Source organism: Edaphosphingomonas fennica, from assembly GCF_003034225.1.
Lineage (GTDB): Bacteria > Pseudomonadota > Alphaproteobacteria > Sphingomonadales > Sphingomonadaceae > Sphingomonas_E > Sphingomonas_E fennica.
Genome location: NZ_PHHF01000070.1, coordinates 42,949 through 57,661, shown reverse-complemented (window position 1 = coordinate 57,661; position 14,713 = coordinate 42,949). Strand labels below are relative to the sequence as shown.

The following is a 14,713-nucleotide window of genomic DNA, read 5'->3' as shown; positions in this document are numbered from 1 at the left end:
TGCCCTTGCCAAGGGGGCGTCCACATATGAATCACATTCCCGACGCCAAGGGAATCCTGTTTATGGGTCCCGACCCTAGCAATCCGGGGGGTCAAGAGCGCGCAGCGTGAGCCTAACGACCGCTACCCGTTAGTCACGCCTCAAAACCTGCCTTTCCGGACAGTCCGCATTAGCAGATGTTCGCCATGATCAGACCGCCTCAGCATCTTTTTCGGCACCCTCGATCAATTCCGTGATCGCCGACGAGAGAATCTCGATCCTTATGCCGAGCTCCAGGAGATTCGCTGCGGAAGTCCTCGCGTCTTCGGGCAACAACCTCCTCGATTGTCCTTCGACTGCCAATGCCGCCGCGTTCTCGGCGGCGATTGTGATGAGATAGAATAATCGGCGGATAGTTTCGCGGCGGGTTTCGGCACCTTCAGACATGATTCGACCAAGCCGCGGGGGTTGGACCAAGTCCAGACCCAGCTTTTCCAGCGCATTCGCATATTCCATTCGACTTCGCGGTAGAACGAAGCATTGCTGTCGTCACTGAATCGCGGCCGGCCACAGCGGCCGTTACCCCGACCGGCGTGACCGGCGGGGCTTCGGGTGGTGGGAGCGGCGCGGTGCCGCTCCGAAGCAGGAGCACCATCCATGACCACCCTACGCCTCAGTGATCTGCAACTCGTCCTTCTTTCGGCTGCGGCGCAGCGCGACGACGGCAGCCTGCTGCCGCCACCGGACAGCATCGGCGAACGTACGCCTGCGGTCGACAAGGCCATCAAATCCCTCCTCCGACGCGACCTGGCGGCGGAACTCGATACATCGGATGTCAACGGGTCACTGCCGACAGACCGAGACCGGCTGATCGGCGTGCGGATCACCGCCGCAGGCCGGGCAGCAATTGGTGCGTGTCAGGAGGAGGAAGAAGAAAATCGGGCATCCGATGAACCCCAGGGCAAGGCTCCTCCCGTGAGCAAGCCCCCATCCCGCCCCGCTAGCAAGATCGGCACGGTACTGTCATTCCTTCGGCGCGATGAGGGGGCGACGCTCGAGGAGATGATCGCGGCCACTGGTTGGCTGCCCCACACCACCCGCGCTGCGCTGACCGGCCTCCGGAAGAAGGGCCATAGCATCGCGAAGGGCAAGCGCGGGGATACGACCTGCTACCGCATCGCGACGGAGGCATGATCGTGGCCAAGCTCGATCATGCATTGTACGAAATCGCGCACATGTCCCGCGCCGAGATTCAGGAGCGATGGGCAAAGCTCACCGGTCGCCCGGTGCCTCGACTCAGCGTTGCCATGCTGCGGCTCGCGCTGGGCTACGAGATACAGGCCAGAGCAAAGGGCGGCTTGTCGCGTGCTACCCGGCTGCAACTGGACGATTCGGGTGATGCGCGCCCGCGTGCGATACCGCTCGCGCCCGGCCTGCGGCTGGTCCGCGAATGGCAGGGCAAAGTGCATGTTGTCACTGTAGATGGTGCCGGCGCGATCCACTGGAACGGGCAGCGCTGGAAAAGCCTCAGCGAAGTGGCCCGCGCCATCACCGGCACGCGCTGGTCGGGGCCCGCCTTCTTCGGCCTCAAGCAGCGAAGGACAGCAGCATGAAGAAGGTCCGCTGCGCGATCTACACGCGGAAATCGAGCGAGGAAGGACTCGAGCAGGACTTCAACTCCCTCCATGCTCAGCGCGAGGCCTGCGCTGCCTATATCCTCAGCCAGGCGTCCGAAGGCTGGACGCTGCACCCCAATGAATATGATGACGGCGGGCTGTCGGGTGGGACCCTAGAGCGACCGGCGCTCCAGCGGCTGATGAAGGACATTGAAGCCGGCAGGATCGACATCGTGGTCGTTTACAAGGTCGATCGGCTGAGCCGCTCGCTGCTCGACTTCGCAAAGCTGGTCGAGGCCTTCGACAAGGCGAACGTATCCTTCGTCTCGGTGACCCAGTCGTTCAACACCACCAACAGCATGGGCCGGCTCACGCTCAACATGCTGCTCTCCTTCGCCCAGTTCGAACGGGAGGTCACCGCCGAGCGCATCCGCGACAAGATCGCCGCATCCAAGGCGCGTGGCATGTGGATGGGCGGTAACCCGCCGCTCGGCTACAAACCCGACGGCAGGACGCTGGCGATCGTCGAGGAACATGCTGAGATCGTGCGACACATCTTCGCGCGCTACCTTGATTTGGGGAATGTTCGATTGGTTGTCGGCGAACTGGCCCGCGAAGGCATCATTGCTCCTGAGCGTATTGCCACGACGGGAAGGGCGAGAGGTGGCCGTCCCTTCACCCGAGGACAGATCTACAAGCTGCTCTCCAATCCCATCTACATCGGCGAGATCCATCATAAGGGTCAAGTCCATGCCGGAAAACATGAGGCGATCATTGATCGTGCAACTTGGGGCGGCGTCCAGCGGATGCTTGTCGCCAATCTGCAGGGCGAGAGGTCGGGCAGCAGGGCACAGTCGCCCAGTTTGCTTGCGGGCCGCATCTTCGATCAGCACGGCGAGCCACTGGTCGCCGTGCATGCCAACAAGAAACAGGTCCGCTATCGCTACTATGTGAGCCGATCACTCCAGCATGATGCAGACCGGTACGCCACGGACGGTATGCGTATCCCGGCGCGGGAAATCGAAGCGGCAGTGATCACCAGTCTTGCCGGGATGCTGGATGATCCTCTGGCCCTGCTGGCTCAGGCCGGCATAGCGCTCGACAGCGATCGTCTGCGCATGATCCTCAAAAAGGCGGAGCAACTTGCGGCCTCTGTCCGCCGGAAGCAGCGCGATGTGATCAGTGATCTGGTGGGCAAGGTGGTCGTCCATACCCACGAGATAGTAATTCGGCTATCGGTCACAGCGTTGTGCAGAGCCTGCACGATAAATCCGGCCAGTGACGGCACCATCTCCCTCACCGCGCCGGTTCGTCTCCGCCGGACGGGCCTAGCTCTCCGGCTGGTCCAGCGCGATGGCCGGCCGGTCTCACAGGGCAAGCCCGATCCCGGCCTTATCGCGCTGCTGCGCAAAGCCCGCAACTGGTGGCAGCAGCTTCAGACCGGCACAATCGATATCGCCACCATCGCCCATGAAGAGAAGGTCAACGACTCATGGGTATCGCGCATCGTCCGGCTGAACTTCCTTGCCCCGGCCATCGTTGAGGCCATCCTCGCTGGGACCCAGCCGACCTCGGTCAGCGCGACATCATTACGCACCGCCAGTCTGCCGATCAACTGGGACGAGCAGATGGCCATGTTCGGAATGTGATGGATCTCAGCCTGTCACGACACCAACGGCGCTTCGGCGCCGCTTTGCGTTTCCGGACCAACAGAAGCAGCCCATGCTGCAACCTCACTCCGTACTGCGAAAATAGGCGACAGAGAAAAAGGCGACGGAGCGACCAATTGTTGCCCCTGATATGCTCTCTGCAGACCGGACCATCTCCGCAAACGGCGCGGAACTGCGCCATTTCCCAGAGTATCTTTCTTTTATATCAAGAACTTAGATATGTGTGGCGGAGAGGGTGGGATTCGAACCCACGGTACGGTTGCCCGCACAACGGTTTTCGAGACCGTCCCAATCGACCTCTCTGGCACCTCTCCGCATGATCGAGGGTCTCTCCGCCCGGGGGCGGCTGGTCGATGAGGGGCGGCCCTTAGCCGAACTATTCGGGCTTGCCAAGCGTCGCGCTTGCTTCCGTCGCGACAAACCCTAGATTGATCCCATGACGAGGGATATTTCGCTTTCCGTGGATCGCCAGGCGCAGTTGATCGCGCCCGCCATCGCCCATGCACGCTTCGCCATCGGCGATGTCGTGCGGCACCGGCTACTGGAATTCCGGGGCGTGATATTCGACGTCGACCCCGTGTTCGCCAATAGCGAGGAATGGTATGAGGCCATTCCCGAAGGCGTCCGCCCCGCGCGCGACCAGCCATTCTACCATCTGCTCGCCGAAAATTCGGACAGCAGCTACGTCGCTTATGTGAGCCAGCAGAATCTGGAGCATGACGAAAGCGACGAGCCGGTGGACCACCCCGCCATTTCCGGCATCTTCGACGATTATCGCGACGGCCGCTACCAGTTGCGCCGCGAGCATCGCCACTGATCCGATCCCGCTGATCGCCAATCGCCGGGCTTGACGATTACAGGCGTAGTCATATAAGACTACATCTGTAATCGGAGGGACGCCGATGGTGGATCGAATCAGCGACGGCGAACATGCCGTCATGGACGTGTTGTGGGACGAGGCGCCGCTGACCGCCGCCGAGGTGGCCGAACGGATCGATCCCGCCCGCGGCTGGAGCGACCGCACCGTCAAGACCATGCTCGCCCGCCTGCTCGCCAAGGGCGCGCTGGCGCATGAGGAGGATGGCCGCCGCTACCTCTACCGGCCGCTTGTGGCGCGGGCGGATTATGCCGCCCGCGAATCCCGCAAGCTGATCGATCGCCTGTTCGGCGGCCGCGCCGCGCCGCTGGTGGCGCATCTGGCCGAGCAGGATCAGCTTTCCCCGCAGGACATTGCCGAGATCGAGGCGCTGCTGAAGGCGCTCAAGCCATGAGCGCCGCGCTGCTTCTCCAAAATCTGGCGGCATCGGCGCTGCTGATGCTGCTGGTCCTGCTGGTGCGCGGCAGGATCGCCGCCCTGTTCGGCGCGCGGCTGGCCTATGCGCTATGGGCGCTGCCGATGATCCGGCTGGTGATGCCGCCGCTGCCCGAAATCGCCCGGCCGGTGGCGGCGCATGTCCCAATCCGCATCGACCTTTCGGGGCTGGAGGGCATCGCGACCGCGCTGCCCGCGGGCGCGGAAGCCGCATCGCCGGCCATGATCACGCCCCATGCCGCCGGCATGGCCGCGGCGACGGGGCCGGACTGGGCCGCGCTGATGGTGCCCGGCCTGATCCTGCTGTGGCTTGGCGGGGCGGCGCTTCATTTCGCATGGCATATCGGCCTTTACCGCCACTTCCTGAAGATGGCGCTCAGGGGATCGGCCTTCCTCTGCCGCCGCTGCGGGATCGCGGTGCATGTGAGCGCGGGCGTGGACGGCCCGGTGGCCGCCGGCATCGTCCGCCGCCGCATCCTGCTGCCCGGCGATTTCACCCGCCGCTATACCCGGCAGGAGCAGCGGCTGGTGCTGGCGCATGAGGTGGCCCACCATGTGCGCGGCGATCTGATCGCCAATATCTTCGCGCTGGCGATGCTGTCACTCCACTGGTTCAACCCGCTGGCGCACATCGCCTATCGCGCCTTCCGCGCCGATCAGGAACTGGCCTGCGACGAAACCGTGCTGGCGGACGAGCCGGCGACGGAGCGCCACGCCTATGCGACGGCGCTGGTGAAATCGGCGACGCGCGGCACGCCCGCCGCCGCCTGCGCGCTGGGCGCCGCCCGGATCAAGAGGAGACTGCAGATGATGGCCACGGGCAAGATCGGGCGCGCACGCCGGCTGGGCGGCGCCGCCCTGGTGGGGCTGATGGTGGGCGGCGGCCTACTGGCGACCGCATCTGGCGGGGTCGCGGCGGCGACGGGGATCGATATGCCCCGGCTGGCGGTTGCCGCTCCCCTCGCGCCGCTGGCGCCGGCGGCACCGGCTGCGCCCGCCGCCCCTGCCCAGCCCGCCATCCAGGCGGTGCCGCTGCCGCCGTCCGTGGTGGCGCCGGATGCGCCCGAGCCGCCGGCCCCGGTGGCGGCCCCCGCCGCGCCCCGCCCCCCGGTCGAAGCCCAGGCGGCCCGCGAACGGGCGGCGCGTGCCCGTGAGCATGCCGCCATGCTGCGCGGACAGGCGGATCGGATGCGCGAGCAGGCGGCGGAAGCGCGCGAGGCCGCCGCCGAGGCCCGGGCGATCGGCCGCGAGGCGCGGCGGGAAGCGATGCGTGCCCAGGCGCGCGCGGATGTGATCCGCGTGGATGTGGACCGCGAGGTCCGCATGGCCCTTGCCCAGGCGCGTGCCGAACTGGCGCGGACCTGCGGCAATGGCCGGGGCCGGATTTCCGCCGAGGCGGATGATCGCCGCGCGATCGCCACGCTGGCCGCCAGCTGCGTGGACGCGCGCGCGATCCGCGCGCAGGTGGCCGATGCGCTGAAGGAGGCCCGCGCCGAGATCCGCGCGGCCGATCTCACCGCCAGCCAGCGGGCCAGCGTGCTCGCCTCGCTCGACCAGCAGATCGCCGCCCTGCGCGCGGATTCCGTGGATTAAGCCGGATCGACGTTCGAATATCCGGCACCGACATCGCTTGTCGCAGGATGGCCCCTGAAACGGGTTCCGGGGCGATGATTCGACCGCCGCCCTTTTGAAGGTTCCGGGGAGGGCCGGTTTCGGGGCATACTAAGGCATGATCGCCTCTGCCGGATGGAGGCCCCGGCTAAACGATGGTCCGGGGCGGCATGCGGGGGAGGTCGGAGTAGCTTCGCTTCATTCAGCCCGGATCGGCATGCCGCCCCGCTTTGGGGACAGGCGGCCGCCGGACATTCTGGAGGAAGCATCCCATGACCAGCATCAACGGAACCGCCCTCGTCACCGGCGCCTCGTCCGGCATCGGCGCCACCTATGCCGAACGGCTGGCGCGCCGGGGCCATGATCTCGTCCTCGTCGCCCGCAGCGCCGACAAGCTCCAGGCGCTCGCCGCCCGGCTGCGCGCGGAGACCGGCCAACAGGTGGACGTGCTGTCCGCCGATCTGGGCAAGGCCGACGATCTGGCCCGCGTCGAACAGCGGCTGCGCGACGACGAGGCGATCACCATCCTCGTCAACAATGCCGGCATCGTCGGCGACGGGCCGCTGGCGACGGCCGATCCCGACAAGCTGGAGGCGATGATCCGGCTCAACGTCGTCTCCACCACGCGGCTGGCGGCCGCCATCTTCCCCCGGCTGCTCGCCGCCGGCAGCGGCGCGATCATCAACATCGCCTCGGTGACGGCGCTGATGTCCGGCGCGTTCGAGCCCGGCTATGGCGCGACCAAGGCCTATCTGCTGAACTTCACCGAAGCGTTGCAGGCCGAGGCGGGCGACAGCGGCGTGCGCATCCAGGCGGTGCTGCCCGGCATCACCCGCACCGCCATCTGGGACAGCCTGGACGGCAAGCTGGATCTCGTGCCGGCCGAGATGGTGATGGAGGTGGACGAGATGGTCGATGCCGCGATCGCGGGCTTCGACCAGGGCGAGGCGGTGACGATCCCCTCGCTGCCCGATGCCGGCGACTGGGAAACCTATGTCGCTGCCCGCGCGGCGCTGGCCCCCAATCTGAGCCACGCCCATGCAGCACCACGCTACGGCCTGAAATGACGGGCCTTTCGATCGGAAGCGGGCCGATGGACGAAGCGGGCGTCCGATTTTGATCCCTCGGCTGTAAGCTTCCGATCTTTCCACGCCCCGGCCTACCCCATAGCCTCTCCCCGAACCGGCCTTTGCCGCCGGCAACGATAAGGAGAGGCACATGGCAACCGCACCTTCGATCGCGCCCGACGAGAAACTCGTCTCGGTCGATTCGCACGTTTTCTACACCGATGAATGGGTCGTCCCCCGCCTTTCGGAGCGGCTGCGCCAGGGGTGGATCGACGGCAACAAGAAATATCAGGCGCTGGAGCTGGAAAAGCGCGGCGGCTTCATCCCCGACATCAACGACATCATGGACCCGGTCGCGTGGAACGATCCGGGCCATTACGAGCCCCATGCCAAGCTGGCCTCGATGGACCGCGACGGCGTGTTCGCCGAGGTGATCTTCCCCGAAGTCGGCGGCGCCAAGATGTGCAGCCCGGAGATCATGGGCAACGACTGGAAGGAGATGCTGTCGGGCTTCAACGACGCCATCGCCGATTTCGCGGCGGTCGATCCGCAGCGCCTGATGTGCGCCTACCAGCTTCTGCCGCACGATGTGGAAGCATCGGTGAAGGAAGTGGAGCGCGTGGCCAAGCGCGGCGCGCGCTGCGTGCAGCTTCCGCCCTTCCCCACCGAGCTCGGCCTGCCGGACTATTTCGACGAGCGTTACGACCGGCTGTGGGCGATCCTGCAGGAAACCGGCATCACCATCCTCAACCACCTCGACAACAACGCCAAGGGCTATGAGCTGATCAAGCGCGATCCGACCCCGATGAAGGGCGTCGCGCTGGGCCTGCCGGGCTTCCAGCTGGCCGAGACGATCTGCTTCTGGATCCTTTCCGGCACGCTGGAGCGCTTCCCCAAGCTGAAGGTGCTGTTCGTCGAGCCGGGCCTGGGCTGGCTGCCCTTCCTGTTCGACATGATCCTCGACGGCCGCATCATCCAGGGCCATTACAGCTTCCCGAAGCTGAAGCTGCTGCCCAGCGAATATTTCAAGCGGCAGATGGGCGCGACCTTCATGTATGAGCCGCTCGGCCTGAAATATTGCTACGACTATTTCGGCCCGGACGTCCTCTACTGGTCCACGGATTTCCCGCACCCGGCGACGTCCTGGCCGAATTCGCGGGCGCTGATGGAAAAGCAGTTCACCGCCGCCGGCATTCCCGACGCCGATCGCCGCAAGATCGTGTGCGAGAACGGCCTCAGGATGTTCGCGACGAACTGAGCCTGCCGGACGGAGGCGACCTTGCGGGCGGCGTGCTCCCTGTGGGCCGCCCGCCGGGGGCGCGGCGGCCATCGGGTCGCGCCGCCGCGCCACGCCCGCCCACCCGCCTTCCACCCGCTTGCCAAGCGAAGGGCAATCCCGCATCGTGCGACCCTTGGGACAATCGGGAGCCGATCCGGTGGCCGCGGCCACGCTTATCGACCATTATGCGCGGGCCTTCCTGGCCAGCGCGGCCCGCGCGGGGCTTGATCCCGCCATCGTCGCCGAAGGGCGCGATCCGGTGGCCGGGCGCTATGACGGCACCGCGCTTTCGGCGATATCCCGCAACGCCAAGCTGATGATGGCGGACGAGCTGTGCGGCCTGACCGCGCACCCGCTGCGCCCCGGCGCGTTCGAGCTGATGTGCGAGATCGGCACGCTCAGCGATACGGTGGGCACCGCGCTCGATCGCGCCTTCCGCTTCTATGCCGTCGCCACGCGCGACCTGGCCTTCACGCTCGACCGCGACGGGCATGACGCCGTCGTCACCGTCGCCATCCCGGATACCGGCCATGATCCCGATCGCGTGCTGCCGGGCTGGTGGCTGATCTTCTGGCAGCGCTTCGCGCAATGGCTGATCGGCGAGAAGTTCGCCGTCATCACCGCGGAATTCCCCGGCGATCCGGCGGTGCCGATGCAGGAATATCTGGAAGTGATGGGCTGCGAATGCCGGTTCGGCGCCGACGTGGCGCGCCTCGGCTTCGCCGACGCGATCCTGGCCCGGCGGGTGGTGCGGGTGCCGAGCGACATTCCCCGCTTCCTCGCCCACCGTCCCGTCGACATGCTGACCGTCGACGATGTCGGCGACGGGCTGGTGACGGCGATCCGCGCCCGCATGCGCGCGCATCTGGAAATCCACCAGGCGCTGCCCAAGCTGGAGGCGCTGGCCGAGGGCTTCGGCATGTGCGGGCAGACGCTGCGGCGGCGGCTGGAGGCGGAAGGATCGAGCTATCGCGCGCTCAAGGCCGACGTGCGGCGCGAGGTGGCGCTGATGTGCCTGCACGACGGATCGATCCCCATCAGCCAGATCGCCACGCGCGCCGGCTTTGCGGAGGCCAACGGGCTGGCGCGCGCCATCCGGTCCTGGGCGGGCGTCTCTCCCACCGCCTATCGCCGCATGGTGCTGGGCCAGGCCGGGCAGGAAACCGCCCACTGATCCACTGACAAGAGGCGCCGCCGCGCGCAAACGGCTTCTGGCGGAGGGGAATTTTCCGGCTTATGGCGCGCGGGACCCACAAGGAGCCCGCCATGGCCGCGCTGATCCTCCACGAATATGCGAATAGCGGAAACTGCTACAAGATCAGGCTGACGGCCGCCCTGGTCGGCGTGCCGCTGGACCGGCGCGAATATGACATATTGAAGGGCGAGACCCGCACGCCCGCCTTCCTGACCCAGATCAACGGCAATGGCCGCATTCCCGTGCTGCAGATCGGCGAGAAGCTGCTGCCGGAAAGCAATGCCGCCTGCTTCTGGCTGGCGGAGGGATCGCCGCTGATCCCGGAGGACCGCTTCGACCGCGCGGACATGCTGCGCTGGATGTTCTTCGAGCAGTATAATCACGAGCCCAACATCGCCACGCTGCGCTTCTGGCTGGCCTTCGTCGGCGAAAACGCGCTGACGGATGCCCAGCGCGCCTCCATCCCCGCGCGGCGGGCGGGCGGCGATGCGGCGCTGGCAGTGATGGAGCGGCATCTGCGCGGCGGCGCCGGCTTCTTCGTGGGCGATCGGATCAGCCTGGCCGATATCTGCCTCTACGCCTACACCCATGTGGCCCATGAGGGCGGGTTCGATCTCGGCGCCTATCCGGCGATATCGGCCTGGATCGCGGCAGTCGCGCGCACGCCCGGCTACCTGCCGATCACCGCCTGAATTCCATTCTTCTTGCCCTCGCGGCCGCCTGCGATTACATCGGGCCGGAACGCACCGGCCGCTCCGTAAGGGGCGGCCCTATTTATTTCCGGAGGATGTTCCCGTGGCCCAGCCGCTTATGCCTCATGCGACCGCTTCCTGGCTCGTCGACAATACGGCGCTCAGCTTCGAACAGATCGCGGCCTTTTGCGGCCTCCACATCCTCGAGGTGCAGGCCATCGCCGACGACATGGCCGCCACCAAGCTCACCGGCCGCGATCCGGTGCGCGCGGGCGAGCTGACGCTGGCCGAGATCGAGAAGGGCCAGGCCGATCCCAATTACCGCCTGGTGATGCTGAAGGGGCCGGAACAGGTGCGCCGCACCAAGGGGCCGCGCTACACGCCGGTTTCCAAGCGGCAGGACAAGCCGGACGGCATCGCCTGGATCATCCGCAACCATCCCGAGGTTTCGGACGGGCAGATCAGCAAGCTGATCGGCACCACCCGCACCACCATCGCCGCCATCCGCGATCGCACCCACTGGAACATCGCCAACATCGTGCCCAAGGACCCGGTGACGCTGGGCCTCTGCTCGCAGCGCGAGCTGGACGCGATCGTCGCCAAGGCCGCCAAGGCCGCCGGCATCGAGACTCCGGTCGACAGCCGCCTGGAAGGCGACCGCGAGGCGCTGATCGACGAGCTGCGCGCCCAGCGCGAGGCCGCCGCCCGCGCCGCCGAATCGGCGCTGCATGGTGAGGCGGGGGACGAGGACGGCTTCGTCGATCCCTTCAAGAAGTAAGCCGGTCCGGCGCGTGGGGGCGCCGCGATCGCCATCTTCCAGCAAGGCCGCGTCGGGACAGCCCGGCGCGGCCTTGCTGCATTTGCATCCCCCCGCAGCCCGGCCTAGTGGATCGTCATGGCCGATCCCGCTTCCATCTGGCGAACCGCCTACCGCCACCCCACCAGCTGGGAGGCGAGCTACCCGCCACTCAGCCTGCCGGCGATGCTGGAGGCTTCCGCCGCGCGCTGGCCCGATCGGCCGCTGATCGATTTCTTCGGCCGCCGCTTCAGCTATGCCGAAACGCTTTCCGGCGCGCGCCGGGCGGCGGTGGGCCTGGCCGCGCTGGGCGTGGGCAAGGGCGATCGCGTCGGCCTGTTCCTGCCCAACGTGCCCCATTATGTCGCGGCTTATTACGGCGCGCTGATGCTGGGGGCGACGATCGTCAACTTCTCGCCGCTCTACACGGTGGAGGAACTGGCCCATCAGGTGCAGGATTCGGGCACGCGCATCCTCGTCACCGTATCGGCGAAGGCGCTGCTGCCCACCGCGCTGAAGGTGATGGAGACGAGCGGGCTGGAGAGGCTTGTCGTCGGATCGGTGGCGGGCGCGCTGCCGCCGGCCAAGTCGCTGCTCTACCGCCTGTTCCAGCGCAAGGAGGTGGCGAAGGCGCCGCACGATCCCCGGATCGTCCCCTTTTCGCGCCTGATCGCCAATGACGGCGCGCTCGCCCCCGTGCCGATCGATCCCGAGCGCGACGTCGCCCTGCTGCAATATACCGGCGGCACCACCGGCGTGCCCAAGGGCGCCAAGCTGACCCACCAGGCGATGACGGCCAATGCGCGGCAGATCGTGGCGGTCGATCCGCATCGCGACGAGGACGACCGGATCATCGGCGTGCTGCCGCTGTTCCACATCTTCGCCAATGCCGCCGTGCTCAACCGCACCGTGATGAACGGCGGCGAGATCGTGATGCTGCCGCGCTTCGACGCCGCCGGCACGCTGGCCGCGATCCAGCGCACCCGCGCCACCGCCATGCCGGGCGTGCCGACCATGTATCAGGCGCTGCTGGACCATCCCAAGACGGCGGGCACCGATTTCTCCTCGCTGCGGGTCTGCGTTTCGGGCGGGGCGCCGCTGGCGGCCGAGCTGAAGGCGCGGTTCGAGGGCGTGACCGGCGCCAAGCTGTGCGAAGGCTATGGCCTCACCGAAAGCGGCATCGCCAGCGCCAATCCCTATGAGGGCGAGAACCGCACCGGCACGATCGGCCAGCCGCTGCCCGCCACCACCTTCCGCCTGGTGGACCGCGACGATCCCCGCAAGCCGGCGGCGGACGGCGAGCCCGGCGAGATCGTGATCCACGGCCCCCAGATCATGACCGGATATTGGAACCGGCCGGATGCGGACGCCGACATCTTCGTGGGCGGCGGCCTGCGCACCGGCGACGTCGGCCTGATCGACGCGGACGGCTATATCCGCATCGTCGACCGGCTGAAGGACATGATCTCCGTCGGCGGGTTCAAGGTGTTCCCGAGCCAGATCGAGGCGATCCTCTACCACCACCCCGCCGTGAAGGAGGCCTTGGTGATCGGCATCCCCGATGCCTATCATGGCGAGAATCCCAAGGCCTTCGTCACCCTCCACCCCGGAAGCGAGGCCGTGACGGGCGAGGCGCTGCGCGCATGGCTGAACCCGCAGGTCGGCAAGCATGAGCGCGTCGTCGCGGTCGAGATCCGCGAGAGCCTGCCCCACACGCTGGTCGGCAAGCTGAGCCGCAAGGAACTGGTGGCCGAGGAGCGCGCCCGCGCCGAAGCGAGCGCAAAGGCCGCAACGCCGGCTTGACCATGGCGCCCGCCCCGGCCACAAGCCGGGGCATGGGGCAGGATGAAGACACCATCGCCGAGCTTTCGTTCGAGGACGCGCTGAAGCGGCTGGAGACCATCGTCCAGCGGCTGGAGAGCGGCGAGGAGACGCTCGACAATTCGATCCGCCTTTATGCCGAAGGCGATGCGTTGCGCGCGCAGTGCGAGAAGCGGCTGAAGGACGCGCAGGCGCGAATCGAGAAGATCAGCCTGGGCGCCGACGGCCGGCCGGCGGGCGCGCAGCCCTTCGATGTCGGCTGACGGCGACGTGACGACCACGCCCGTCGCGCTCCAGGACGCGATGCGGCAGGTGGCGACCGAGATCGACCGCCATTTCGACCTGCTGCTGGAGGTGCCGGACGACGCGCGCGCGCGGCTCTACGATGCCATGCGCCATGCCGCGATCGGCGGCGGCAAGCGGCTGCGCCCGCTGCTGGTGTGCGCCGCGTGCGACCTGTTCCATGTCGATCGCCAGGCGGCGCTGCGCGTCGCCCTCGCCATCGAATGCATCCACGTCTATTCGCTGGTGCACGACGACATGCCGTGCATGGACGATGACGATCTTCGCCGCGGCAAGCCCACCGTCCACAAGGCCTATGACGAGGCGACGGCGGTGCTGGCCGGCGATTCGCTGCAGAGCCTGGCCTTCGAGATACTGGCCGACGAGGCGACCCACCCCGATCCCTTCGTGCGGATCGAGCTGGTGGCCGAGCTGGCCCGCGCCGCCGGCCCGGCCGGCATGGCGGGCGGGCAGATGATGGACCTCGCCGCCGAGACCCAAGCGTTCGACCTGCCGACCGTCACCCGCCTGCAGCAGCTGAAGACCGGCGCGCTGATCGGCTTCTGCCTGGAGGCCGGCGCGATCATGGGCCATGTGCCGCCCGAGGGGCGCGGCCGCCTGCGCGGCTATGCCCGCGATATCGGCCTGGCCTTCCAGATCGCGGACGACCTGCTGGACGTGGAAGGCGATGCCGCCGCCATCGGCAAGGCAGTGGGCAAGGATGCCGCCGCCGGCAAGGCCACCTTCGTATCGCTGCTGGGCCGCGAACGCGCGCACCAGCAGGCGGACATGCTGGTCGGCCAGGCGATCGCCCATCTTTCCAGCTATGGCGCGGAAGCCGATCTGCTGCGCGCGATCGCCGGCTACATCATCGAAAGGGATCGCTGAATGGCGCGCATCGGCGTCTATCCGGGCACGTTCGACCCGATCACCCTCGGCCATGTCGACATCATCCGCCGCGGCGCCAAGCTGGTGGACCGGCTGGTGGTGGGCCTTTCCACCAACCCCGCCAAGACGCCGATGTTCACGATCGAGGAAAGGCTGGCGATGATCCGCCGCGAAGTCGCCTCGATTCCCGGCGATATCACGGTGGTGACGTTCGATTCGCTGCTGATGGACTTTGCCGATCGGGAAGGCGCGCGGGTGATCGTGCGCGGCCTCCGGGCCGTTTCCGACTTCGAATATGAATATCAGATGGCGGGGATGAACCAGCAACTGAACGACCGGGTGGAGACCGTCTTCCTGATGGCGGACGTCAGCCTCCAGCCGATCGCCTCGCGGCTGGTGAAGGAGATCGCGCTTTATGGCGGCGCGATCGACAAGTTCGTGCCATCGGCCGTGGCCGCCGAAGTGCGGGCGCGGGTGGAACAGCTTGGCGTCAGGGGCGGCTGAC

16 protein-coding genes and 1 tRNA gene are annotated in these 14,713 nt (G+C 67.1%); 15 read left to right on the top strand and 2 right to left on the bottom strand.

The genetic code is table 11. The features are described 5' to 3' along the window. Nucleotides 1–189 precede the first annotated feature (189 nt). Nucleotides 190–495, bottom strand: coding sequence for a hypothetical protein (locus CV103_RS16625; RefSeq protein WP_107395595.1), 306 nt, complete (start codon nt 493–495; stop codon nt 190–192). 141 nt (nt 496–636) lie between these two features. Here CV103_RS16625 and CV103_RS16620 point away from each other — a divergent pair, with 141 nt between their 5' ends. Genes CV103_RS16620 through CV103_RS16610 form a run of 3 tightly spaced genes read left to right on the top strand, consistent with a single transcriptional unit; the run spans nt 637 to nt 3,244 of the window. Next, nucleotides 637–1,173, top strand: a complete 537-nt coding sequence (locus tag CV103_RS16620) for a DUF3489 domain-containing protein (RefSeq protein ID WP_107395594.1) — start codon at nt 637–639, stop codon at nt 1,171–1,173. Nucleotides 1,174–1,175: 2 nt separating this feature from the next. Then, a complete protein-coding gene (locus tag CV103_RS16615; protein ID WP_245896913.1) occupies nt 1,176–1,592 on the top strand; it encodes a DUF2924 domain-containing protein in 417 nt (138 codons plus the stop codon). Continuing rightward, the gene (locus tag CV103_RS16610) at nt 1,589–3,244 is read left to right on the top strand and encodes a recombinase family protein (RefSeq protein WP_107395592.1); all 1,656 of its coding nucleotides are present in this window, start codon (nt 1,589–1,591) and stop codon (nt 3,242–3,244) included. Before CV103_RS16615 ends, CV103_RS16610 begins: the two co-directional genes overlap by 4 nt. A 245-nt stretch (nt 3,245–3,489) precedes the next feature. Here the strand turns inward: CV103_RS16610 and CV103_RS16605 are convergent. After that, nucleotides 3,490–3,579, bottom strand: a tRNA-Ser gene (locus CV103_RS16605). Nucleotides 3,580–3,701: 122 nt separating this feature from the next. Here CV103_RS16605 and hspQ point away from each other — a divergent pair. From hspQ to coaD, 12 genes are all read left to right on the top strand, one after another. After that, nucleotides 3,702–4,082 carry a heat shock protein HspQ gene (gene hspQ, locus CV103_RS16600; protein WP_015459236.1) on the top strand — a complete coding sequence of 127 codons (381 nt, stop codon included), beginning with the start codon at nt 3,702–3,704 and terminating at the stop codon, nt 4,080–4,082. An 85-nt stretch (nt 4,083–4,167) separates the two neighbouring features. Next, a complete protein-coding gene (locus CV103_RS16595; protein ID WP_107395591.1) occupies nt 4,168–4,536 on the top strand; it encodes a BlaI/MecI/CopY family transcriptional regulator in 369 nt (122 codons plus the stop codon). Then, complete coding sequence (locus CV103_RS16590) at nt 4,533–6,170, top strand: M56 family metallopeptidase (protein ID WP_107395590.1); 1,638 nt, start codon at nt 4,533–4,535, stop codon at nt 6,168–6,170. Before CV103_RS16595 ends, CV103_RS16590 begins: the two co-directional genes overlap by 4 nt. Nucleotides 6,171–6,460: 290 nt before the next feature. Next, nucleotides 6,461–7,255 (top strand): SDR family NAD(P)-dependent oxidoreductase, encoded by a 795-nt coding sequence (locus CV103_RS16585; protein WP_107395589.1) that lies wholly within the window; start codon nt 6,461–6,463, stop codon nt 7,253–7,255. 151 nt (nt 7,256–7,406) lie between these two features. Beyond that, the gene (locus CV103_RS16580; protein WP_015459232.1) at nt 7,407–8,513 is read left to right on the top strand and encodes an amidohydrolase family protein; all 1,107 of its coding nucleotides are present in this window, start codon (nt 7,407–7,409) and stop codon (nt 8,511–8,513) included. A gap of 178 nt (nt 8,514–8,691) precedes the next feature. Then, on the top strand, nt 8,692–9,708 hold the full coding sequence (locus tag CV103_RS16575; RefSeq protein WP_015459231.1) for an AraC family transcriptional regulator: 1,017 nt from the start codon (nt 8,692–8,694) through the stop codon (nt 9,706–9,708). 92 nt (nt 9,709–9,800) lie between these two features. Continuing rightward, the gene (locus CV103_RS16570) at nt 9,801–10,421 is read left to right on the top strand and encodes a glutathione S-transferase family protein (protein WP_015459230.1); all 621 of its coding nucleotides are present in this window, start codon (nt 9,801–9,803) and stop codon (nt 10,419–10,421) included. A gap of 118 nt (nt 10,422–10,539) precedes the next feature. Beyond that, the gene (locus tag CV103_RS16565) at nt 10,540–11,199 is read left to right on the top strand and encodes a DUF1013 domain-containing protein (RefSeq protein WP_015459229.1); all 660 of its coding nucleotides are present in this window, start codon (nt 10,540–10,542) and stop codon (nt 11,197–11,199) included. A gap of 117 nt (nt 11,200–11,316) precedes the next feature. Continuing rightward, nucleotides 11,317–13,020 (top strand): long-chain-fatty-acid--CoA ligase, encoded by a 1,704-nt coding sequence (locus CV103_RS16560; protein ID WP_015459228.1) that lies wholly within the window; start codon nt 11,317–11,319, stop codon nt 13,018–13,020. A 32-nt stretch (nt 13,021–13,052) separates the two neighbouring features. Beyond that, complete coding sequence (locus tag CV103_RS16555) at nt 13,053–13,301, top strand: exodeoxyribonuclease VII small subunit (protein ID WP_015459227.1); 249 nt, start codon at nt 13,053–13,055, stop codon at nt 13,299–13,301. Beyond that, a complete protein-coding gene (locus tag CV103_RS16550) occupies nt 13,291–14,208 on the top strand; it encodes a polyprenyl synthetase family protein (RefSeq protein WP_015459226.1) in 918 nt (305 codons plus the stop codon). The genes CV103_RS16555 and CV103_RS16550 overlap by 11 nt, the downstream gene beginning before the upstream one ends. After that, nucleotides 14,209–14,712: a pantetheine-phosphate adenylyltransferase gene (gene coaD / locus CV103_RS16545; RefSeq protein WP_015459225.1), complete on the top strand. Its 504-nt coding sequence runs from the start codon at nt 14,209–14,211 to the stop codon at nt 14,710–14,712. Nucleotide 14,713: the final 1 nt, after the last annotated feature.